Annotated in this window: 18 protein-coding genes; 13 read left to right on the top strand and 5 right to left on the bottom strand. The window is 61.6% G+C overall.

Features of this window, described 5'->3' with window-relative positions:
- Window positions 1–37: 37 nt before the first annotated feature.
- From WBR57_RS04050 to WBR57_RS04065, 4 genes are all read right to left on the bottom strand, one after another.
- A complete protein-coding gene (locus WBR57_RS04050; RefSeq protein WP_424082349.1) occupies window positions 38–6,517 on the bottom strand; it encodes an NEL-type E3 ubiquitin ligase domain-containing protein in 6,480 nt (2,159 codons plus the stop codon).
- Between the two features lie 63 nt (window positions 6,518–6,580).
- On the bottom strand, window positions 6,581–7,723 hold the full coding sequence (locus WBR57_RS04055) for an OpgC family protein (RefSeq protein WP_424082351.1): 1,143 nt from the start codon (window positions 7,721–7,723) through the stop codon (window positions 6,581–6,583).
- Between the two features lie 170 nt (window positions 7,724–7,893).
- Complete coding sequence (locus tag WBR57_RS04060; RefSeq protein ID WP_424082353.1) at window positions 7,894–9,513, bottom strand: FMN-binding glutamate synthase family protein; 1,620 nt, start codon at window positions 9,511–9,513, stop codon at window positions 7,894–7,896.
- A 29-nt stretch (window positions 9,514–9,542) separates the two neighbouring features.
- Entirely contained in the window at window positions 9,543–10,307 is a 765-nt protein-coding gene (locus tag WBR57_RS04065) for a response regulator transcription factor (protein ID WP_424082355.1), read from the bottom strand.
- A gap of 93 nt (window positions 10,308–10,400) precedes the next feature.
- On the opposite strand from WBR57_RS04065, the gene WBR57_RS04070 reads away from it, so the two are divergent.
- The 8 genes from WBR57_RS04070 (at window position 10,401) to WBR57_RS04105 (ending at window position 16,274) form a co-directional block, all read left to right on the top strand.
- Window positions 10,401–11,222, top strand: coding sequence for a carbon-nitrogen hydrolase family protein (locus WBR57_RS04070; protein WP_424082357.1), 822 nt, complete (start codon window positions 10,401–10,403; stop codon window positions 11,220–11,222).
- Between the two features lie 89 nt (window positions 11,223–11,311).
- Window positions 11,312–12,637, top strand: coding sequence for an APC family permease (locus tag WBR57_RS04075; RefSeq protein ID WP_424082359.1), 1,326 nt, complete (start codon window positions 11,312–11,314; stop codon window positions 12,635–12,637).
- A 100-nt stretch (window positions 12,638–12,737) separates the two neighbouring features.
- Window positions 12,738–13,010 (top strand): type B 50S ribosomal protein L31, encoded by a 273-nt coding sequence (locus WBR57_RS04080; RefSeq protein WP_424082361.1) that lies wholly within the window; start codon window positions 12,738–12,740, stop codon window positions 13,008–13,010.
- Between the two features lie 167 nt (window positions 13,011–13,177).
- Entirely contained in the window at window positions 13,178–13,456 is a 279-nt protein-coding gene (locus WBR57_RS04085) for a type II toxin-antitoxin system RelE/ParE family toxin (protein WP_424082363.1), read from the top strand.
- A gap of 8 nt (window positions 13,457–13,464) precedes the next feature.
- Window positions 13,465–13,770: a HigA family addiction module antitoxin gene (locus WBR57_RS04090; protein WP_424082365.1), complete on the top strand. Its 306-nt coding sequence runs from the start codon at window positions 13,465–13,467 to the stop codon at window positions 13,768–13,770.
- A gap of 174 nt (window positions 13,771–13,944) precedes the next feature.
- On the top strand, window positions 13,945–15,276 hold the full coding sequence (locus WBR57_RS04095) for an HD domain-containing phosphohydrolase (protein WP_424082367.1): 1,332 nt from the start codon (window positions 13,945–13,947) through the stop codon (window positions 15,274–15,276).
- Window positions 15,277–15,351: 75 nt separating this feature from the next.
- Window positions 15,352–15,765, top strand: coding sequence for an NUDIX hydrolase (locus WBR57_RS04100; RefSeq protein ID WP_424082369.1), 414 nt, complete (start codon window positions 15,352–15,354; stop codon window positions 15,763–15,765).
- Between the two features lie 5 nt (window positions 15,766–15,770).
- Window positions 15,771–16,274: an N-acetyltransferase family protein gene (locus WBR57_RS04105; protein ID WP_424082371.1), complete on the top strand. Its 504-nt coding sequence runs from the start codon at window positions 15,771–15,773 to the stop codon at window positions 16,272–16,274.
- Here WBR57_RS04105 and metR read toward each other — a convergent pair.
- The gene (gene metR, locus WBR57_RS04110) at window positions 16,271–17,188 is read right to left on the bottom strand and encodes a transcriptional regulator MetR (RefSeq protein WP_057012200.1); all 918 of its coding nucleotides are present in this window, start codon (window positions 17,186–17,188) and stop codon (window positions 16,271–16,273) included. The two genes, WBR57_RS04105 and metR, sit on opposite strands and share 4 nt — an antisense overlap.
- Before the next feature lie 182 nt (window positions 17,189–17,370).
- On the opposite strand from metR, the gene WBR57_RS04115 reads away from it, so the two are divergent.
- The 5 genes from WBR57_RS04115 to WBR57_RS04135 all read left to right on the top strand — a co-directional run bounded on the left by WBR57_RS04115 (window position 17,371) and on the right by WBR57_RS04135 (window position 20,923).
- A complete protein-coding gene (locus WBR57_RS04115) occupies window positions 17,371–18,390 on the top strand; it encodes an alpha/beta fold hydrolase (RefSeq protein ID WP_424082374.1) in 1,020 nt (339 codons plus the stop codon).
- 55 nt (window positions 18,391–18,445) lie between these two features.
- Window positions 18,446–19,099, top strand: a complete 654-nt coding sequence (locus WBR57_RS04120) for a DsbA family oxidoreductase (RefSeq protein WP_424082376.1) — start codon at window positions 18,446–18,448, stop codon at window positions 19,097–19,099.
- A gap of 125 nt (window positions 19,100–19,224) precedes the next feature.
- Entirely contained in the window at window positions 19,225–20,145 is a 921-nt protein-coding gene (locus WBR57_RS04125) for an arginase family protein (RefSeq protein ID WP_424082378.1), read from the top strand.
- Window positions 20,142–20,522 (top strand): transporter, encoded by a 381-nt coding sequence (locus tag WBR57_RS04130; RefSeq protein WP_424082380.1) that lies wholly within the window; start codon window positions 20,142–20,144, stop codon window positions 20,520–20,522. The genes WBR57_RS04125 and WBR57_RS04130 overlap by 4 nt, the downstream gene beginning before the upstream one ends.
- The gene (locus WBR57_RS04135; protein WP_424082382.1) at window positions 20,519–20,923 is read left to right on the top strand and encodes an EamA family transporter; all 405 of its coding nucleotides are present in this window, start codon (window positions 20,519–20,521) and stop codon (window positions 20,921–20,923) included. Before WBR57_RS04130 ends, WBR57_RS04135 begins: the two co-directional genes overlap by 4 nt.
- The last annotated feature ends 151 nt before the right edge of the window (window positions 20,924–21,074 follow it).

Here is a 21,074-nt window from a genome sequence, read left to right on the forward strand (position 1 = left end):
GGTCGCCGGTACTGGCCTGCGCCAGTACCGGCTTGCCTCAATGGCTCCCCTGGGCGATTTGTGCCGCTTGGGTCAATTGCCGGATCAGCCTTTGGCGTTCTGCCACTTCATGATCGGCGATCGACTGGCGCCGCTCCAGGTATTCCTCCGATTGCCGGTCGGCCACTTCCTTATTGAGCCGCTGCGTCTCAACCCGTGCGACTTCGCCGATGGTCACGAACGGTTCCGGCAGGCAATGGATCAGGTATTCGATCCAGAACGCTTCGCTCAGCAGCATTTCCTGTAACGCACCGGTTTGCGCCGCTTGGCTGAGGGCCTGGCGCGCCTGTTCGATGACCGCTGCGGTTACGTAGTCCTCGACGGTGTACAACAACTCCAGTGGGTGCAGGGGCAAGTCGAACGCCGTTGCCAATTTATAGCGCAGGAAGAGGGTCACTTCGGCGTGATCAACGTCCAGCCCGGCTTGTTCGCGGCTGCGGCTGAAGTCATAGGAAAACTGATCCAGCCGGCGCAGGTAAAACACGCCCCTGGCCAACGCCAGCAAGGCCTTGTCCGCCTCACGGCTGCTGGGCAGCGACCTGGCCTGGTGGATGCGATGTTCCAACTCCATATTGGTGAACGCCAGCAATACACTGTCGCCACAATCGCCCGCGCCGTAAGTGTTGAGGAACACGTTGTTACGCAACTGCGCCGACTGGCCCATGGCGTCCAGCAATACCCAGACCCGGGCCGTAATGGCTTCGCGGGTTTGCTGCGAATGGGTATAGGCATAGGTCGTCGTCAAGTCCGCGAGCACTCGGAAGGCATCGTCCGGACGCGCTTCTTCGCTGTCGAGCAACTGCTCCCACAAGTCTTTGCGCTGCCCGTGATCCGCGGCGGGAATACCGGCCAGCCAGTCGTCAATGCCGCCTGTTGGCGGCGCAACGTGTGCCGGGCCCGGTAGAGCACCGAGGTGTATGCCCTGTGCCACACGGTGTTGGTTAATACGCTGCTGGACGTCTGCGGGGAGCGGGTTGTCATGCAGGTGCAAGTGTCGGCCCAGGTTACGCGGGTGCGGCGTGGTGAACACTGCTTCCGGGATGCTGGTGAGCTGGTTGCGCTGCAGGTCCAGGTGTTCCAGGTTTGGCAAGGCCCAGAAGCCCGCGGGCCATTGGCTGATGCCGGTGGCCTGCAATTCCAACTGAGTGAGCTGGGGCATTCGGCTGACGTCCGGCGGCAGGCCCAGGGGGTTGCCATTGAGGAACAACCCGCGCAAGTTGATCATCCCGGCCAGGCGCTCGATGGTGGCCTGGTCGAGCCGGATAGTGTTGTCACTCAGGTCCAGATGGGTGAGCTGGGTCATCTCGGTGATGCTGGTGGGTATCTGCGTCAGCTCGTAATCCACCTTCAGGCTACGCAGCCCGGAAAAACGCCTGAGGAAGCCGTCTCCTGAGGTCGGGAAATTGTTACCAATGAGCTGCAGATGCTCGACGTGTTCAAAGGCATGCGGGCCGATGAGCAAACTGTCGGGCGGTAGCGGGTGGTCACCAAAATTCAACACCAGCGAGACGGTGTCGAACATGCCGTTCAGGTAGAGGACGGTCGGGTTTTCCCGGCGCCATGTGGCCAGCAGGCTGTTCATGATGGTTCGACGTGGCGCTGTGTTCAGAGGGTTCGCCAATGGGTTCGGGTCATCCACCTCGATATAGAACGCTTCGACCCACCGCAGCAGCCCATTTTCCAGGGCTGTGTACTCGGCCTGGCGGCGTTCCAGTTCCAGCAGCGCCGCGGGTTCGTTGAGGCCCAGGGTACGAATAAAGTCCCGCGCCTGGGCCGTGCTGAAGCTGGGGTACAGCCCCTTGACCTTGGCGATCAGGTCCGGCGGTTGGTTACCGCCGAATGGCCACAGCCAGCTCCAGAGCGGGTACGCCCTGAACGATACGTCGACCTGCATCGGCGGCAGCAGCCAGGGTTGCAGGTGTGGCAGGCCCAGCAGGCTCTTGAGCTCCCCGCGCTTGCCCAATGCCAGTTGGGCGATCTGCTCGCGCAGGGGCGCGCTGTCCATTTCGTCGATCAGCCCCAGCGCCGTGCGCTCGGCGGGGGTGAGGCTGAGCACCAGCGCATCAAGCAGTCGGCCTGGCGGGCTGGCGCTGCCCTCGGCCTGGTAGCCGTCAGCGCTTTTCAGCAGTTTTTTGCGTAGCGCACCGTTCAAGTGGCCACCACTGGCGATGACCGTACCTTGCAGGCTGTCTTGATGAATATCCAGGCGTGCTGCCCCTGGCCAGCCCGGCAGTGACTTGAGCAGGTGCAGGGTGATTTTTTCACTGTCGTGATTACTCAGCGCATCGCGAAACAGCCCTTCCAAGGCGCGATTGAGGCGCACCTCGGCTGCCGACAGGCGTGCCTGTTCGCCCAGGCGCAAGCCGACCCGTTCGTGTGTGCGCAGTTGCTCGAGCTCCTTCGGCGTGGCGCGGTCAAGCAGGGCCCTGACCAGGCTGTTGGGCAGTCCCGGGTGTTGGCGCTTCAAGCTTTTTTGCGGTTCGCTGAGCTCGGACTCGCTCGCGGCGTAGAACGAGTCGAACAACTTGGGCAGATTGCTTTCTGCATATTCAACGATTTTTTTTACCAGCTTGAACAGGCGTTCATTCACCGAGACCGGCAGCTCACCGATCAGGCCCTGAGTGATGTGCTTATCCAGCACCAGGCTCGACAGTAATTTGCCATCGAGGTAGTTCATTTCACTGATTTTCACCAGACTGCTGCGGGTTGCCCCAGGCGGGTATTGCTTGAGTACCTGGCCTTGGCTGTCGGTGATTTGCAGGGTATGGCTGTCGGGCCAGCCCGGCAGTGCCAACACAATCAACAGCTGTGCGGCAGGCTGGGCGGAGCGCGACGTAGGGTCGGCGCGCATGGCTTCGATCAGATGCTGCAGTTGCTGTTCGAGTTTGAAGCGCTTGCACGTGTCGGCCAGCAACGGTGGGGCGGGTTGCCCGCTGCGGTGCACCTGGCGCAGGGCTGGGGCCGAGGTGTCGGTGAGGGCGAGAATATTGCCGGCCGTGGCCTGGGGGAAGTTGTATTGGCTGTGCCCCAGGCGGTTGAACAGGCGCTGGTTGTCCCAATGCATCGGGTTCTCGCTGGCCAGGCGCCAGGCTCCCTCGTAGTTGTGTTCCAGCAACGGCGTGTCGACGCCGATTTTTTCGGGATGTCTGAGCCGCCACTTCAGCAGGGTTTTGTCGAAGGTGATGCGGTAAATCGAGCCGAACAGCGGCAGGTACTCCTTGCCCTCCTGGCGCACGATGCCATCTGCTTCCGGCCGGGTCTGGGGGGTGAGGATGAGGTTTTGCTCGTATTGCACCAGCGAGCCGTTGACCAGGCTGACAAACCCCTCGGGGCTGCGCTGGTTGCCCATGAAATCTCCCAGGGTCTTGCGCAGGCCCGTGGCGTCCGTGACGCTTTGCATGCCGAGTAATTGCCGCTCATGGGGTTGCAGCACCGCACCGATGGCCAGGTAGAAACTGTCGATCAGCGGCGATACGGCAATCAGTGACGCGTTATGCAGGTCATAGGCTTCGTAGTGGCCGTTGCCGTAATGCCGCAGTTCCACGGTCAGGTCGCCGGGGCCGCTTGACGCGTAGGGTGTGCTGATGACGCCATTGACCACTTCGGTGATCACGAAGGGACGCTTGAGGGTATTTTGCACCAGGGCCGAAGCGAACTCCCGTGCCCATTGATCGATATCGCGGTTGAACGCGCGCGGGTGGTACAAACCGTCGATGACGGCGTCGATGCGCAGCGCCGTGCGGTGATGCTCGAGTTGGTCGGCGAAGGCGCTGGGCAAGGTGCCGGCGCTGAGGAAGGTTTGCTGCTGCGCAGCGCTCAGCGGATACATGGCCAGGATTTGTTGCAGGTTCGCGGCCGACAGTGGCGGGTTCAAATCCCGCAGTTTTTTCAGCAGCGGTGTGACCGTGACCAGTGGCGCCGGGACCTTGCGTGGCAGGAAACGCCGGATCTCGGGTTGGGCGATGAGTTCGCTCTGTTCGTACCCGGCGTAGTCGAACAAGGCGCGGAACAAGGCCGGGCGCTCGGCCTTGGCCAGTGCCGCAACCTGTTCACGCACCAAGGCGATGCGACCGGTTTCCGAGCGGCTCGGCAGGTCGTCCTTGCCCAGGTTGGAAGATGCGGGTTGGCCGCGAATGATCAGCCGCAGCAGGTGCTCCTCGTGTTTGGGCGCCACGCTGGAGTCGTCCAGGGCCACATAGCTGCCATCCTCCCGACGCTTCAGGTCCAGGGTACCGGCAGTCTGCGAAGGGGCGCCGACGGGGCCGTAACTTTCGATCAACTGGCCTTGGTGATCATGGATATTCAGCAACCTGTCCGCTGGCCAGTGTGGCAGTTGGGTCAGCAGGCAAAACACGGCGCTGTCGGCATGGGCCGGCAAGCTACCGCGTTGCTGAAAATCGTCGCTGATTTGTTGAATGATCCGGTCGACCTGCAAGCGTCTCACGCCCTCAACCAGGTTCAGTGGTGCAGGGGCATTGTCGCTCCAGATATTGTCCAGGGTAGAGCGGGTAGTGGCGGTGCTGCGTAGCATCTTTTCAAGGTCAGCGTCGGAGGTGACAGGTGAGCGGCTGGGCAGCATGCGTTGCAGCAATTGCAGGTCACTGAGTGTATGGGCGTTGTGCAGGTCGAACACCCACGCCTGAAGCATCGGCTCGAAGATGATCGACGGGTTGTGATGGTCGCCGTTGCGGCTCTTGAGTCCGTAGCGCTTGAGCTGCGGGTCAAGGACGACCTCCACCACCAGCGTCTTTGAGTCTTGCCGCAATTTCGCATAATGGCGGCCATTGACCGTATAGATACCCAGGGTGTCGGCGCTCTTGCCGTCGAGCAATTGCTGATTGTCGATGGCATAGGGTTGGGCTTCTGCATTCCAGAGCTTATCGACGCCGTCAGCCGTGGTGACCTTGCGCGGGTTGCCCAGGGCTTCGAGGTTTCGCAGCACGCGGCGTTGATGGGCCTGGCCGGCGGTGGTCATCAAGCGGCCGCTGATGGCCAGGTCGGCGATATCGCTGAGGGAGGCGGCGAAACCGCTGGGGTCACCCTTGGCCGCCTCGCTCACCGCCACGGTAAAGCTGTAGGCTAGCGAGCCGAAGACCGCCGTCAGCATGATGCGGTTCATCCCGGTGACACCCCCGGGCAGCGGGATCAGCAACAGGTTGAGGATTTCCCCGGCGATGGCGGCGGCGCCGTCCTTGAGGGCTTGCCAGTCGGCAGCGGCCTTGGTGGTGGCGAGCACCTGCAGGTTGGCCTGGTAACGCTGGATATGCCGATAAGTCAGCGCCTGCACCAGGGTCTCGCCGCGACCGGCCTTGATATCGGTGCTGAACTTGACTGAGTCGAGGGTGTTTTTCGGGAAGGCTTTGTGGAATCCGTCATACAAGGCACCCGCCAACCAGGACATGCCTTCGGGGCGCGGTTCCTTGTTGAGCAGTGAACGGAACAGCGACATCCCTACCAAGGGCAATTGCCGGGCAAACCAGCCCAGGTCATTTTGCGCGTGGCTGTCGAGCAATGCTTGGCGAAAGGCCGTCTCGGCGGCCTGGCTGTCGATGTGGTACTGCAACGCACCGGTGGGGCGGTAAGGGAAGTAGGACAGCACCCCCAGGCTGCCAACCTTGATCAGCATCAAGGGCAGCGGCAGGTTTGTTTCCCAGGGCACGAACACCACTGCAACCACCGGCGTCCTGCCGCATGCCAGGCTCAGGGTCTCAAAGTCTGGCTGAGTCGCACCTTCTACGAGTGCAGCCGTCAGCAATTCATACATCGCCTGGGTGACGCCGCTGACGGCTCGGTTGCGGTAGGCTTCCAGTGCATCCAGCCGCAAACTGGCCAGGGTCGCGGTGCTGATGAGTTGGCGCAGCGTGCCGCCAGCGGCCAGCGCAGTCTCAGTCTGCTGCTTGAGTTGGCCCCCCAGGTCCAGCTCCCGAGCCACGTTGATAAAGGTCTGCGCGCTGAGGCTCTTGTCGCCGTTCTGGCCGACCACTTCACTGGCTTCCACCAAGCTGAAACCGGAGTCCTGAATCACCGAATGGGTAAAGCCGAAGTTCAAGCAAGCGGCTTCCCACAGGCTCATGCGCCGGGTGTGTTCCTTGTATTGCCAGTCGTCGTAGGCCCGTCGGGAGCGATAGCCGGGCTGCCGGGGGCGCGCCTCCCAGGGGAAAGGCTGCTCGCGTTTTTCCAGGTAGGTGGTGTAGAGGTAATACTGTTCAGGATCGCGCCCGCCGAGCTTGCTGCGCAGTTGCGCCTGGCCGCGGGCCTTGAACGCCGTCTCAAGGCGCTGCTTTTCCGCCTCGACGGCCTTCAGGGATGCCAGGGCCTCGCGTTGCAGGGTGAAGTAGAGGCGCCGTTGTGCCGCTGTCAGGCTGCTCATGGCCTGGGTAACGTTACGCTGGATCAGTTGCAGGGCTTGTTGCTGCGACCAGGCGGTGCTGGATTGCAGGTTCCCCGACATACCGTTGAGCAATGGGTGAGTCGACATGTGTTGCGACCTTTCACTGTGAGTGGAAGGTCGATGAAACCACCACGCCGTGGCGCGTCGGGGCTAACTATTTAAGCCGGGCTGGCTGAGTCGCAAGGCCTGTGTGGCGTCCAGCCGTTTATTGAATTCCAGCCACACCGCCAACCCGGCCATCAACGCCGCGCCAAGGATTGCCGTCAGCAGTTGCATGGCCACGGCATCATTCGCCAAGGCATTGACCATGTCCGCCAACGGCGCCAGCAGCACGCCCAGGCAGAATACTTCCAGCGAGTAACGGCCCATGCGACAGGTATGCCGGCCCAGCCAGTTTTGCGTCCAGCCACTGCTGGGCAGCAGTTTGGCGGTGACATAGGCCAGGGCCAGGAAGTGCAGCAGGCGCACCGGCGACAGGTCGGTCTTGCTGATCGGGTACAGCAGGTCACTGAGCTGCGCCGGCATCAACGCATCGTGCACTTCGGGCCAGCGCCACGACAGGGTCAGCACGCCCGCCGCCACGCTGTACAGGGCCGCCGTCACGAACAATGGCTGACGTACCAACGGTCGGGTTTCGACCGGGCGCGCCCGCCCGGCATGGATTGCCGCCGCGCCCCCGAGGATAAACAGGAATTGCCAGGTCACCGGGTTGAAGTACCACACGCCGTCGGCAATCGCCCGCAGGTTCCAGCCCATCCAGGGCGCCAGCAGGTACACCGTGGCCGACGCGGCCACCACCAGCCAGGTCTTGCGCAACAGCCACGGCAATACCAGCGGCAAACCCGCGAGCAGCACGATATACAGCGGCAACGGGTCCATAAGGTTGGGTTTGAAACGCAACAACAGCTCATCGGTGAGCGCCTGTTGCGGGTGGGTGATGAAGTGCGTCAGGCCCATCTCTTCAACCAGGTCGCGGGTTTCCACATGGCTGTTGGCGAAGAACACGATGCCCATCAGCATCGCCAGCAAAAAGATATGCACCACGTACAACACCCAGGCGCGGCGCAGGATTTTCAGCGAGGCAAACCAGTAACCATCGCGTTGCAGGATCTTGCCGTAGGCCAGCACCGAGGCATAGCCGGCAAGGAACACAAACACCTCCGCCGCATCGCTGAAGCCGAAATTGCGCAGGGTGATCTGGCCGAGGGGATTGTGGGGGACGTGATCCCAGAAAATGAAGATCAACGCCAGGCCCCGAAAAAAATCGATGCGTGGGTCGCGTCCGTTCAGCATGGCAGCGGGCTCTTGAACAAAAGGTTTAGTAGTGACAGGCGCAGACGCACGTTGTCGTACGCCGCACGTCGGGCGGGCGCAGGTTGGCGGTATTTGTAAGCAATTGCAAAGGTTGGGTATTACTGAATGTCTCATTGCCCGACAGCACAGGGCTGTCGGGCGTAGCACGCTTAAGCGGCCGCCACTTCATGCGGCTCGAAACTGTCCGCCCGCGCCATCTGCCACATACGCGAATAGAACTCGCCATTCACTTCACCGGTGAGCAATTCACCCGGTTTCAAGAACACATGCAGTTGCGAGAACAGTTTGATCTCGGTTGCCGACATACGCCGCACCAGGTGTTTGGCCGACAGTTGCGACGGATGATCCAGGCCGGCTGCCGCGAGCATTTCGGCCAACGCTTTGAGGGTATTGCGGTGAAAACTGAACACCCGCTGGGCCTTGTCCGGCACTACCAATGCGCGTTGGCGCAGTGGGTCCTGAGTGGCGACGCCGGTCGGGCACTTGTTGGTGTGACAGCTTTGGGACTGAATGCAGCCGATGGCAAACATGAAACCGCGCGCCGAGTTGGCCCAGTCGGCGCCGATGGCCAGTACGCTGGCGATATCGAACGCGCTGACGATTTTGCCGCTGGCACCCAGCTTGATCTTGTCGCGCAGGTTCAGGCCTACCAGAGTGTTGTGCACAAACAGCAGGCCTTCACGCAGCGGCACACCGATATGGTCGGTGAACTCCACGGGCGCAGCCCCGGTGCCGCCTTCCTTGCCGTCCACCACGATAAAATCCGGGAGGATGCCGGTTTCGAGCATGGCCTTGGCGATGCCCATGAATTCCCACGGGTGGCCCAGGCAGAACTTGAACCCCACCGGCTTGCCGCCCGACAGTTCACGCAGTTGCGCGATGAACTGCATCATTTCAATCGGCGTGGAGAAGGCGCTGTGGCGCGACGGCGAGATGCAGTCTTCGCCCATCATGATGCCGCGCGTCTCGGCGATTTCCTTGGTGACTTTGTGCTTGGGCAGGATCCCGCCATGGCCGGGCTTGGCGCCCTGGCTCAGCTTGATTTCGATCATGCGCACTTGCGGGTTCTGCGCCTGCGCGGCGAAGCGCTCGGGGTCGAAACGCCCGTCACTGGTGCGGCAGCCGAAGTAGCCGCTGCCGAGTTCCCAGGTCAGGTCGCCGCCGTTTTCACGGTGGTAGGGGCTGATGCTGCCTTCGCCGGTGTCGTGCGCAAAGTTGCCGAGCTTGGCGCCCTGGTTTAGCGCGCGGATCGCGTTGGCGCTCAACGAGCCGAAGCTCATTGCCGAGATATTGAACACCGAGGCCGAATACGGCTGCGTGCACTGCGGGCCGCCGACCATCACGCGAAATGCACTCGGGTCGCTGAGCGGCGCCGGGCGCATCGAGTGGCCGATAAATTCAAAACCTGACTGGTACACGTCGATCAGGGTGCCGAAGGGTTTGTCGGCGCTTTCGTTCTTGGCGCGCGAATACACCAGCGAGCGTTGGGCCCGGGAGAAGGGCAGGGCGTCGCTGTCGGACTCCAGCAGGTACTGGCGGATTTCCGGGCGGATGGCTTCCACCAGGTAACGGATATTGCCCAGGATCGGGTAGTTGCGACGCACCGCATGAGGGCTTTGCAACAGGTCGAACACGCCGATAAGGCTTAGCACAGCGGTGACCAGGGTGATGGGCCACAACCATTCGTGTTGGATAAAAGGCAGGCTGGCGAGGGTGAAAATGACGCACACGGCAAAGAACGCGTAACGGCTTAGTAACGACAGGCTCATACGGTTTTCCTTGGGTTCGGACTCATCGGCTAGGCGGTTTGCGCCTGTAGAAAGATCGAGAACAGCTCCGACTGGGATTTGATCCCTAGCTTGCTGTACATGTGTTTCTTATGGACTTTCACGGTTTCAACAGAGATTTCCAGCTTACGAGCGATTTCCTTGCTGGAGCAACCGCTGAGCATCAAGCGGCCGACGTCCAGCTCGCGGGCGGTGAGCTGCGCGCCCCAGTCATCATTCTGGATCGGCGGCTGCGGCGCGCTGACCTGGTTGAGTTCAAACGGCAGGCGCTGGCGCAGCAGGCTCAATACCCAGGGCTGGATCAGCGACAGCAGGGCAATCTGCTGCGGGTCAAAAGGCTGCTTCGAACCCAGCGACAGGCACAGCGTACGCCCGTCCGGCAGGTGGCAATTAAATTGAATTTCATCTGCCACCACGTTCAGGCGGAAGTAGCGTTGGTAATACTCGGTCAGCTCGAAATGCTCCGGCGCCACTTCGGCCAGGCGAAACAGCCCGGTGCGCGCGTGCTCGCGGCTGGCGATGTAGAAGGGGTCGAGCAGGTACAGGCCGTTGAGGTAATCCTGGAACAGCGGGTCCGGCGTGCCGTCGGCGCCCGGGCATTCGGCGAACACCAGTGGGCGGTGCGCGCTGCTGAACAGCACTACCACCCAACTGTCGAACGGCACGTATTGTTCGAGTAAACGCACCAACTGGGTCCAGAAGTTAGGCTGGTCGAGGGCGTCGATCATTTGCCCCACCGAACGATGCCAGGCGATATCTTGCAGCGAGACTGTCATTCGTCTACCCCCATAGGGTTACCCCGGCGGCGTGATTTCCCCGGCGGGTGCGGCTGCGCATACTGCGCCACAGTTAAAACAACAGGACTTCCCATGAAGGTCGAATTTGCCCAGTTGGCAGGCCGCGATAACGGCACAGCTTACAACCTTGAGCGGGCTTTGGCGGCGATTGCTGCAAGCGCAAGCGACACGCAGCTGATCGTATTCCCGGAAACCCACCTGATGGGCTTCCCGTCGGCCGAGACGGTCGCCGACATCGCAGAACCCTTGGACGGCCCCACCGTGCAAGCCGTTATCCAGGCCGCCCGCACACGCAATATCGCGGTGGTGATCGGCATGGCTGAGCACGATGGCGGCCAATTCTATAACACCACCTTGCTGATCACCCCCGAAGGCATCGCCCTGCGTTACCGCAAGACGCACCTGTGGGCGTCGGATCGCGGTGTGTTTACCCCCGGTGATCGCTACGCGACGTGCGTGTGGAACGGCGTGCGCGTCGGGCTGTTGATCTGCTACGACATCGAGTTCCCGGAAACCGCCCGCGCCCTGGCGCAGTTGGGTACCGAACTGCTGATCGTGACCAACGGCAATATGGACCCGTATGGCCCTACCCACCGCACCGCGATCATGGCCCGCGCCCAGGAAAACCAGGCGTTTGCGCTGATGGTCAACCGCGTGGAAGAGGGCGATGGCGGCCTGCTGTTTGCTGGCGGCAGCGCCCTGGTCGACCCGTTTGGCACCTTGCTGTTCGAAGCCGGGCGTGAGGAAGGGCAGTTCACTGTCGAGCTGGACCTTGACCAGCTGGCAGCGGCGCGCAAGGACTACCGCTACCTGGACGACCAGCGCCTGAAATTGCCGGGTGAGGTGATTGAGCGCAGCGATGGGACCCGCGAACTGCTGATCCCCACCGTTTAACGCTCGCCACAGATTAAAACCATAAAAACAGCGTCTGCTTCACCGACTTCAGTTCTGCCATAAATCTAATAATCAGCGGAGAATCGCTCATGGCTCGTTTGCAACGCACCCTGTCGTTAGGGTCGGTGGTGCTGTTTGGCATCGCCTATATGACGCCGATCATTGTGCTCGGCACCTTCGGCATCCTCGCGCAATCCACCGCCGGCATGGTGCCCGCCGCGTACCTGGCGGCCCTGGTGGCGATGTTCTTCACTGCCATGAGTTACGGGCGTATGGCCTCGGCCTTTCCGGTGGCAGGTTCGGCCTACAGCTATGTGCGCAAGGCCATCAGCCCCAAGTTGGGTTTCATCGCCGGCTGGGTGGTGTTGCTCGACTACCTGTTCCTGCCCATGGCCATCTGGCTGATCGGCGCGGCGTACCTCAATTCGGCGTTTCCGTCAGTGCCGCAGTGGGTCTGGGTGCTGGCGTTTATCGGCATCACCAGCGCCATCAATATCGTCGGCCTCAAGCTGGCCAACGGCATCAACGCCTTGCTGATGCTGGTGCAGTTTCTGGTGCTGATCGCGTTTGTCGCGCTGTGCATCCACTACATCGGCGGCGACGCGAGCAAGCCTCTGTGGACCGTCGCCCCGTTTTTCAACGGCCAGATGCAAATGCCATTGATCATGAGCGGCGCGGCCATCGCCTGCTATTCGTTCCTGGGCTTCGACGCGGTCAGTACCCTGACCGAAGAAACTCGCGACCCACGCCGCACCATCCCACGGGCGATCATGTTGATCACCTTGATCGGCGGGCTGATCTTCGTCGGTGTGTCGTACTTTGTGCAGATCGCCCACCCCTCGTTCGAGTTCGCCAACGTGGATTCGGCGGCGTATGAAATCGCGCGCAATATCGGCGGCGACTTGTTCGTGTCGATCTTCCTGATCGGCCTGATCGTCGGCCAGTTCGCCTCGGGGTTGTCGGCCCAGGCCAGTGGTTCGCGCCTGCTGTTTGCGATGGGCCGCGACGGGGTGTTGCCCAAGTCGTTCTTCGGCACGTTGCATGCGCGCTTCGGCACGCCGGTCAACAGCATCCTGCTGTGCGCAGCGGTGGCATTGCTGGCGTTGAAGCTGGACGTGACCACCTCCACGTCGTTCATCAACTTCGGCGCGTTCCTGGCGTTCAGCCTGGTGAACCTCTCGGTGATCTTTCACTACTGGCTCGGCGCCCAACAGCGCGGCGTGCGGGAATTGATGCTGTTCCTGGTGTTCCCGGCCATCGGCTTGCTGGCGGACTTGTGGCTGATGGTCAGTCTCGATCACTTGGCGATTTACCTGGGCCTGGTATGGCTGGCGATTGGCTTGGTTTACCTGGGTTTCCTCACCCGTGGCTTCTCGCGACAGCCGCCGGAAATGGACTTCCAGGAAGCGGCATAGAAGCTTGAGGTCTATGCTTATTGCAATCGGTTCTCGTTTGGGTGCATGCTTTGTGTTACTGTATAACACATCAAATGCACCCAGACGCCCCGGAGGCTTTATGAAAGCTGGTATCCATCCCGACTACCGCACTGTGCTGTTCCACGACACCGCTGCCGACGTGTTCTTCCTGATCGGCTCCACCGCCGACAGCGATCGCACCCATAAACACAGTGACGGCAACACCTACCCTTACATCCCACTGGACGTGTCCAGCGCCTCGCACCCGATCTACACCGGCCAGCAGCGCAAGACCCAGGCTGAAGGCCGCATCGCCGGGTTCAACAAGCGTTTTGCTTCGTTTGGCTCCAGCCCGAAACACGCCGAGGCGTGAGGGTTTCACGGTTCACCTCGAAGGCCGCTCTGGATTCTGGAGCGGCTTTTTTTTGGTCCAGCGTTGACCGCTCGTCGTCACGCCGCTTTGTCTGTTCCTCGGCCAGTTGAATATCTCGGAAACCAATGTAGAGTTGCTATTTAACGAATAACGTTAAGCATTAAGCGATGATCCGAAGCTTCAAATGCGCCGAAACCAAAAGCCTTTTTGAAACCGGTCGAACCCGACGCTGGTCCGCCATTCTTTCAGTGGTGGAACGAAAGCTGAGCATCCTGAATGCAGCGGTCGAGCTCGCAGACTTGCGTTCACCACCCGGAAACAGGCTGGAACCTTTATATGGCGACAGAGAGGGGCAACACAGTATCCGAATCAACAACCAGTTCAGGGTCTGTTTTATTTGGGGTCATAACGGTCCGGAAAATGTTGAAATTGTGGATTACCACTGAGGTGAATCATGTTTAAGAATGGCATGCGCCCCGTACATCCTGGAGAGATCCTCAAAGAGGAGTATTTAGAGCCTTTGGGTCTTACCGCTGCCGCCCTCGCCAGGGCGCTGCACGTTTCTGCGCCCACGGTGAATGACATCGTGCTGATGCGTCGCAGTATTAGTGCGGATGTCGCCTTACGCTTGGCAGCCGCGTTGGAAACATCTGCGCAGTTCTGGCTGAACCTGCAGACCGCCTATGATCTGCGCACAGTAGAGATTGCCAAGGGGGCTCAGATTTACCGGGAAGTCGAGAAGGTTGCGCACTGTGCATGACGTAGCGTTCGTTCCCATTTAAACCCGGCGAAAGCCGGGTTTTTCATGTGCCCTGTAAAGCGGTGATACCTAAAGGCCATCACTTTGTTTAAAACCAACTAAACTCCTCTGTAATCGCCAGGGAGGCCTTGCCCAATAACCCAAGGAACGCATACCGACGATCCGAGGTGTCCCATGGGAGAGTCCGTTACTTTCAGCGATACCGAGCGGGCGGTGGTGCTGTTGATCGACGCCCACCCTGACGTACTGAACAGCCTGACCCAGCTGTTGCGCCTGGAGCCTTTCGAACTGCGCAGCGCCACTTGCGCTGCCGATGCCCTGGCCGTCCTCGCCCGCGAGCCTGTCGACCTGGTCATGAGCGCCGCGCGCCTGCCGGACATGGACGGCGCTTCCTTGCTGGCGCATATCCACCAGCACTACCCGCACACCGTGCGCATCCTGCTGACCGGCGAAACCGACCTGACCCTGATCGTCAAAGCCATCAATGAAGGCGAGATTTATCGCTACCTGAGCAAACCCTGGAATGATGAAGAATTGCTGCTCGCCCTGCGCCAGTCCTTGGCCCACCAGCATTCGGAGCGCGAACGCGAGCGCCTCGAACAGTTGATTCAGCAGCAGAACGACGAACTCAAACAGCTCAACGCCAGCCTGGAAAAACGCGTGATCTCGCGCACCAGCGAGTTGCAGCAAACCGCCGACATGCTCGACCTGGCCTACGAAGAACTCAAACACAGCTACGCCACCGGCACCGAAGTGTTCTCGCTGCTCGCCAACTTGCGCCTGCCGCGTGCCAAGCAGACCAACCGGCAGATCATCGAACTGGTGCGCACCTGGTGCGTGGCGCATGGCGTGGACGACGCCAGCAACCGCGACCTGACCATGGCCGCCGCGCTCTATAACATCGGCAAGCTGAGCTGGAGCGACAGCATGATGGCCTCGCCCTCGGACCTGCTGCACAGCAGTGACCGCGAACGCTACCGCGCCTATGCCACCCAGAGTGAGTCGCTGTTGATGACCCTGGAACCCATGAAAGACGCGGCGCGGCTGATCCGCCATCACCAGGAGCGCTGGGACGGCAGCGGCTTTCCCGACCACCTCAAGGGCGAGGCGATTCCCGCCGGTTCGCGGCTGTTGAAACTTGCGGTGGATTTTATCGAGCTGCAAAAAGGCCTGATCCTGGAGCGGCAGATGAACAGCGACGAAGCGCTGCTCTACATCCGCAAATATGCCGGGCGCCTGTATGACCCGGTGATGGTCGAGGATTTTGTGCAGGTGTGCGCCACTTACCTCAACGACGTGACCCTGGGTGATCCCAACGTCAAGGTCCTTGGCACCCGTGAATTGGAGGAGGGCATGGTGCTGGCGCGCAACCTGAATGCCGACAACGGCATGCTGTTGCTCAATGCCGGCAAAGTGCTGAACCTGCCGCTGGTGGATAAGTTGATTGCGTTCGAGACCATGGAAGGCGCGCGCTACAGCGTGTTTATCAAAGAGTTCTCAGCCTGACCGCCCCACACTTTATTGCAGCGTTGCGGCGGGCATGTGATCCTTTCACCCTTTGCCCCCAAGGATGACCTTTGCATGACCTCGACCATTCGCATCGCCGCGGCCCTGCTGATCGGCACTGACGGCCAGACCCTGTTGGTGCGCAAGCGCGGCACCCAGGCGTTCATGCAACCCGGCGGCAAGATCGACGCCGGCGAACAACCTGCCGAGGCCCTGGCGCGTGAGCTGCACGAAGAACTCAACCTGCGCATCGACCCAAGCGCTGCGGTTTATCTTGGGAAGTTCTCGGCACCGGCCGTGAATGAACCGGGCTTCACCGTGGAAGCCGAGCTGTTCCAGGTGCAGATCGACGTAGCGGTCAGCCCCGCCGCCGAGATTGAAGAGGTCCGCTGGATCGACCCCGCCGGCGATGGCGGTTTGCACCTGGCGCCGTTGACCCGCGACCTGATCCTGCCGTTTTACCGCGCTTCGCTGACCGCAACGGCCTGACAGGCATGATGATCCGCGTATTGGCGCCCGGCGACGCCGAGGCTTATCGGGCGTTGATGCTTGAGGCTTACGGCGCCTACCCCCAGGCATTCACCTCCAGCGTGGCGGAGCGCGCCTTGATGCCGTTGAGCTGGTGGGAAAAGCGCCTGGACAACCCGCTGGACCGGCTGCTCGGCGCTTTCGAAGGGCAGACACTGGCCGGCCTCGTAGGCCTGGCCTTCGAGCCCCGTGAGAAGGCACGACACAAGGTCACGTTGTTCGGCATGTACGTGAGCGCGGCCTTTCAGCAACAGGGCCTCGGCCGGCGGTTGGTCGAGGCGGCCCTCGATGAAGCGCGCCAGCACTCGCGGCTCAAGGTCATCCAGCTGACCGTCACCGCCGGCAACGCCGCAGCGTTTGCGTTGTACCAGCGCTGCGGGTTTATCCAGTACGGCCTGGAGCCCCTGGCGGTTCGGGTGGGTGAGGACTATTTCGACAAAATCCACATGTGGCGCCCACTGCCGGACTAACGCACCGCGCTGACGCCATCCAGCGTGGAAAACGAGGTGTCCTTGGCCGTCAGCAAAAAGTCGCGCATATACGGCGCATCCAGCATGTCCGCGCGGATCCCCGCATACAGCGTCGCAAACAGCCCTTTCTCGCCCAGGCGCTTGGCCTTCACGTAACCGCGCGAGCTGTATTCGTGCAGCGCCCAATGCGGCATGCCGCAGACGCCACGGCCGCTGGCCACCAGTTGCATCATCATCACCGTCAGCTCCGAGGTGCGCACCTGCGCCGGTTCGACATCAGCGGGTTCCAGGAAGCGGGTGAAGATGTCCAGGCGGTCGCGTTCCACCGGGTAGGTGATCAGGGTTTCCGTCAGCAGGTCTTCCGGCACGATATAGGACTTGTTCGCCAGCGCATGCTGGTTGGCCACCGCCAGCATGGCTTCGTAGGTGAACAGCGGCACGTAGGTAATGCCCGGCAGCTCCAGCGGGTCGGACGTGACCACCAGGTCCAGGTCGCCACGGGCCAGGGCCGGCAGCGGCGCGAAGGCAAAGCCGGAGGCCAGGTCGAGCTCGACTTCCGGCCAGGCATCGCGGAACTGGTCGATGGTTGGCATCAGCCACTGGAAGCAGCTGTGGCATTCGATCGCCATGTGCAAACGCCCGGCAGTGCCGCCGGCCAAGCGCGCGATATCACGCTCGGCGCCGCGCAGCAGCGGCAGGGTCGCATCCGCCAGTTGCAGCAGGCGCAGGCCGGCGCTGGTGAAGCGCAGCGGCTTGGTCTTGCGTACAAACAGCTGCATGCCCAGGCGCTCTTCCAGCTCCTTGAACTGGTGCGACAGCGCCGATTGCGTCAGGTGCAGACGCTCGGCGGCTTCCACCAGGCTGTCGGCTTCGCGCAGGGCGTGCAGGGTCTTGAGGTGACGGATTTCGAGCACGGGCTCTCCATGAAGACAATTTGTGACGAAGGTGGATAGCGTGAGTTTGTCTCATGTAGCCAGGCATGTCGACACTGACCACTGGGCACTCTTCATCAAACTGTCACAGAACTGTGGCAGCGCGCTTGAACAAACTTCATCAGACTCGCGCTCTACTGGGGTTCTGCGTTTCGGTGTTTTTCATGCGCGTGTTGCTTTTACTGGCCGCTCTATTGTTCGGCCTGCCGTCTTTTGCGGCTTCTCGATGTGACGTCAATGTCCCGACCCAAACCGTCGACCTGGCTCAGGTAAGTATCGCCTACCAGAGCATCGGCCGTGCGTCCGACCCGGCCTTGCTGCTGGTGATGGGCCTGGGCGGGCAGCTGATCCACTGGCCGGACGAAGTGGTGGTGGCCCTGTGTGAGCAGGGCTTTCGGGTGATCCGCTACGACAACCGTGATGTCGGCTTGTCGAGTTGGCGCCAGGCACCGGCCAGCGCCAACCTGACCTTCGAAGTGCTGCGCTACAAGCTCGGCCTGCCGGTGTCGGCGCCGTACACCCTGACCGACATGGCCGACGATGCCCTGGGCCTGATGGACGCGTTGCAGATCCGCCAATTCCACGTGCTGGGCGCAAGCATGGGCGGGATGATCGCCCAGCACCTGGCAGCCATGGCGCCGCAGCGGGTGGAAAGCCTCACGCTGATCATGACCAGTTCCGGCGCCGAGGGCCTGCCGGCGCCGAATGCGGCGCTGGTGCAATTGTTGTCGCGCCGCAGCGCGCCGAATCGCGAGGTGGCGCTGGAACAACAGGCCGATTTGCTCGCCGCACTGGGCAGCCCCAATGTGCAAGATGATCGCCAGGCGCTGCTGCACCAGGCGGCGCTGTCCTACGACCGCGCCTTCAACCCGGACGGGGTGAAACGCCAGATCATGGCGATACTCGCTGAACCGAGCCGCGTGCCGTTGCTCAACCAATTGCGCGTGCCGACTTTGGTGGTACACGGCACCGCCGACCCGTTGTTGCCGGTGATGCACGGCGTGCACCTGGCGGCGCATATCCAGGGCAGCCAACTGAAGCTGATTCCCGGCATGGCCCACCGTTTCCAGGAGGCGTTCAAGGCGCCATTGCTCACGGCGGTGTTGCCGTACCTGCAGGCCCATCGCGAAGATGCCGCGCATTGGGCGCAGATCGATCCGGTCGCGCCCGCGAAGCTGTTGTGACATTGGTGTATCGTGCAGCCTTTGTGGCTCATTACTGCCAGCGAGGTCTCCTGCCATGAGTACTCCCCTGAAAATCGATTTCGTCAGCGACGTGTCCTGCCCCTGGTGCATCATCGGCCTGCGTGGCTTGACCGAAGCGCTGGACCAGCTGGGCGCCGAGGTGCAGGCCGAGATTCATTTCCAGCCGTTCGAACTGAACCCGAACATGCCGGCCGAAGGGCAAAACATCGTCGAACACATCACTGAAAAATACGGCTCCAGCGCCGAAGAATCCCAGGCCAACCGTGCGCGTATTCGCGACGTGGGCGCCGCGTTGGGCTTTGCCTTTCGCACCGATGGCCAAAGCCGTATCTACAACACCTTCGACGCCCACCGCCTGTTGCATTGGGCCGGCTTGGAAGGCTTGCAGTACAACCTCAAGGAAGCGCTGTTCAAGGCCTACTTCACCGATGGGCAAGACCCCTCCGACCACGCGACACTGGCGATCATCGCCGAAAGCGTCGGCCTGGACCTCAAGCGCGCCGCCGAGATCCTTGCCTCTGACGAATACGCCGCCGAGGTCCGCGAGCAGGAGCAGCTGTGGATTTCCCGTGGCGTGTCCTCGGTGCCGACCATCGTGTTCAACGACCAGTACGCTGTCAGCGGTGGCCAACCGGCCGAAGCCTTTGTGGGGGCGATCCGCCAGATCATCAACGACGCCAAAAGCTGAAGCTGAACACTGATGCAAATGTGGGAGGGGACAAGCCCCCTCCCACATGGGTTACTCATTCTCTTCAAGATAAGCGCTGGCCCGCCCCTTGCATTGACCCCCTAAAGCCTTAGGGGAACACTGCCTTGAACATTCTCGACCTCGACCACAGCCTCACCGGCCAGGCACCGATTGCCCGGCGTTTGGCCAGTGGCCTTGCCACGCGTATCGACCTGCTGGACCTGGGCCCCGAGCTGCGCCTGTGGTCCACTGAAAAAACCTGGAAGCGTTTCGCCGAACGCCTGGCCAAACGGCCCCGGCCGGTGGATGCACGGCCGGAAATTCTGTTTGTCGGCTCCGGCGATTATCATCACCTGACGCCGGCGTTTCTGGCGGACCTGAAAGAACCCATCAGCCTGATCCACTTCGATAATCACCCCGACTGGGTGCGCTTTGCGCCCAGACGCCACTGCGGTTCGTGGGTCAACCGCGCGTTGAAAATGCCGGCGATCAAACGCATCGTCACCCTCGGCCCGTGCAGCGACGACCTGCACAACCCGCAACTGCGCGGCGGCAACCTCGGCGCCCTCAAGCGCGGGCAGTTGCAGCTGTTTCCCTGGCAGCATCCGCCGTCGAAAGTCTGGGGCAGGGTGGGCGATGGTGCCGGCCACCAGCAGCAGGAAAACCACCTGCACTGGCGCAACCTGGCGGAGCTGGATTGGGCGGCGTTCCTCGAACAGATGATCAGCAGCCTGCCCACCGAAGCGATCTGGATCACCATCGACAAAGACGTGCTGGCCAGCGAAGACGCGGCCACCAACTGGGACCAGGGCGGCATGCGCCTGACCCATCTGCTGCAAGCCCTGCGGGCCTTGGCGGCGCGCAAGCGGATCATCGGCATCGACGTGTGCGGCGAGTTCGCCACGCCGGCCTTCAGCAACGCCTTCAAGCGCTGGGAGGCCAAGTCCGACCAACCGCCGGCCGAGCGTTGGAGCCCTGAAGACTTGCAACGTAACGCGGCGACTAATGAAGCCCTGATCGACCTGTTTGAGGAGCTGTTCCCGTGACCTTGACTGTGGTGTTGCTGGTGGCGTTTTCCATCGTGCTCGATGTGATCGGGCAACTGTGTTTCAAGCTCGGCCTGGACCGTTTGCCGGAGCTGGAGGGCGGCTTTCGCCTGAATGCCTTCTGGGGCCAGGTGTTCAATGCGCCGCTGCTGTGGGCCGGGATCGGCGCGTACGTGATCGAGTTTTTCGTGTGGCTCGAAGCCTTGTCCCGAGCGCCGTTGAGCTTGTTGTTTCCGGCGGCGGCGCTGGCTTATTGCGGCGTGGTGCTGGCGGGCAAGCTGGTGCTGGGCGAAACCGTCAGCCGCCGGCGCTGGATGGGCACGCTGGTGATTACGTTTGGCGTGATGTTGGTAGCGATTGCAGGAGGTCAGGCATGAGTACGCAAACGATGCATAGCGGGTGGCTACATGGGCGCCTGGGCACGGTGGTGCTGTGGGCCTTGCTGATCTGCACCGAGAGTGCCGGGCAGCTGTTTACCAAGGTGGCCGGCGATCAACTGGGGCAGATGGACCTCAGTTGGCAGTGGTTGGCCGACGTGGCGCGCAATCCTGGGATTCTGGCGGCCATCGCCTGTTATATCGGGGCGTTTTTTGTGTGGATGCTGATCCTGCGGCGCAGCAGTTTGTCGCTGGCGTTTCCCCTGAGTTCGCTGGTGTTTGTAGTGGTGTTGCTCGGTTCGTGGCTGGGGTTGGGGGAACATATCAGCCCGCTGCACTGGGTGGGGGTGGTGGTGATTATTGGTGGGATTGCGTTGTTGGCGGAGGGGGAGGAAAACTGAAACGCTGGGGGGATGGGATTGTTTGCGGTCGCTTTGGGTAGCTGGGTGCATGGGACTGTCAGTTTTTTTGTGTGCGGGCCGGTAACGGCCTGCCCTGAGGCAGGCCGTGCTTTTACCAGGTTGGCCTGATAAATCGATCTCCGTACAGAAT

Origin of the sequence: Pseudomonas sp., assembly GCF_049590575.1 — a bacterium.
Classification (GTDB): Bacteria; Pseudomonadota; Gammaproteobacteria; order Pseudomonadales; family Pseudomonadaceae; genus Aquipseudomonas.

What these genes read in the sequence shown, in the direction of transcription:
- WBR57_RS04115 (WP_424082374.1), top strand. Translation starts at nt 17,371, where the DNA reads ATGCGCGTGTTGCTTTTACTGGCCGCTCTATTGTTCGGCCTGCCGTCT.
- WBR57_RS04120 (WP_424082376.1), top strand. Translation starts at nt 18,446, where the DNA reads ATGAGTACTCCCCTGAAAATCGATTTCGTCAGCGACGTGTCCTGCCCC.
- WBR57_RS04060 (WP_424082353.1), bottom strand. Translation starts at nt 9,513, where the DNA reads ATGAGCCTGTCGTTACTAAGCCGTTACGCGTTCTTTGCCGTGTGCGTC.
- WBR57_RS04090 (WP_424082365.1), top strand. Translation starts at nt 13,465, where the DNA reads ATGTTTAAGAATGGCATGCGCCCCGTACATCCTGGAGAGATCCTCAAA.
- WBR57_RS04105 (WP_424082371.1), top strand. Translation starts at nt 15,771, where the DNA reads ATGATGATCCGCGTATTGGCGCCCGGCGACGCCGAGGCTTATCGGGCG.
- WBR57_RS04095 (WP_424082367.1), top strand. Translation starts at nt 13,945, where the DNA reads ATGGGAGAGTCCGTTACTTTCAGCGATACCGAGCGGGCGGTGGTGCTG.
- WBR57_RS04055 (WP_424082351.1), bottom strand. Translation starts at nt 7,723, where the DNA reads ATGCTGAACGGACGCGACCCACGCATCGATTTTTTTCGGGGCCTGGCG.
- WBR57_RS04065 (WP_424082355.1), bottom strand. Translation starts at nt 10,307, where the DNA reads ATGACAGTCTCGCTGCAAGATATCGCCTGGCATCGTTCGGTGGGGCAA.
- WBR57_RS04085 (WP_424082363.1), top strand. Translation starts at nt 13,178, where the DNA reads ATGATCCGAAGCTTCAAATGCGCCGAAACCAAAAGCCTTTTTGAAACC.
- WBR57_RS04135 (WP_424082382.1), top strand. Translation starts at nt 20,519, where the DNA reads ATGAGTACGCAAACGATGCATAGCGGGTGGCTACATGGGCGCCTGGGC.
- WBR57_RS04070 (WP_424082357.1), top strand. Translation starts at nt 10,401, where the DNA reads ATGAAGGTCGAATTTGCCCAGTTGGCAGGCCGCGATAACGGCACAGCT.
- WBR57_RS04080 (WP_424082361.1), top strand. Translation starts at nt 12,738, where the DNA reads ATGAAAGCTGGTATCCATCCCGACTACCGCACTGTGCTGTTCCACGAC.
- WBR57_RS04075 (WP_424082359.1), top strand. Translation starts at nt 11,312, where the DNA reads ATGGCTCGTTTGCAACGCACCCTGTCGTTAGGGTCGGTGGTGCTGTTT.
- WBR57_RS04100 (WP_424082369.1), top strand. Translation starts at nt 15,352, where the DNA reads ATGACCTCGACCATTCGCATCGCCGCGGCCCTGCTGATCGGCACTGAC.
- WBR57_RS04050 (WP_424082349.1), bottom strand. Translation starts at nt 6,517, where the DNA reads ATGTCGACTCACCCATTGCTCAACGGTATGTCGGGGAACCTGCAATCC.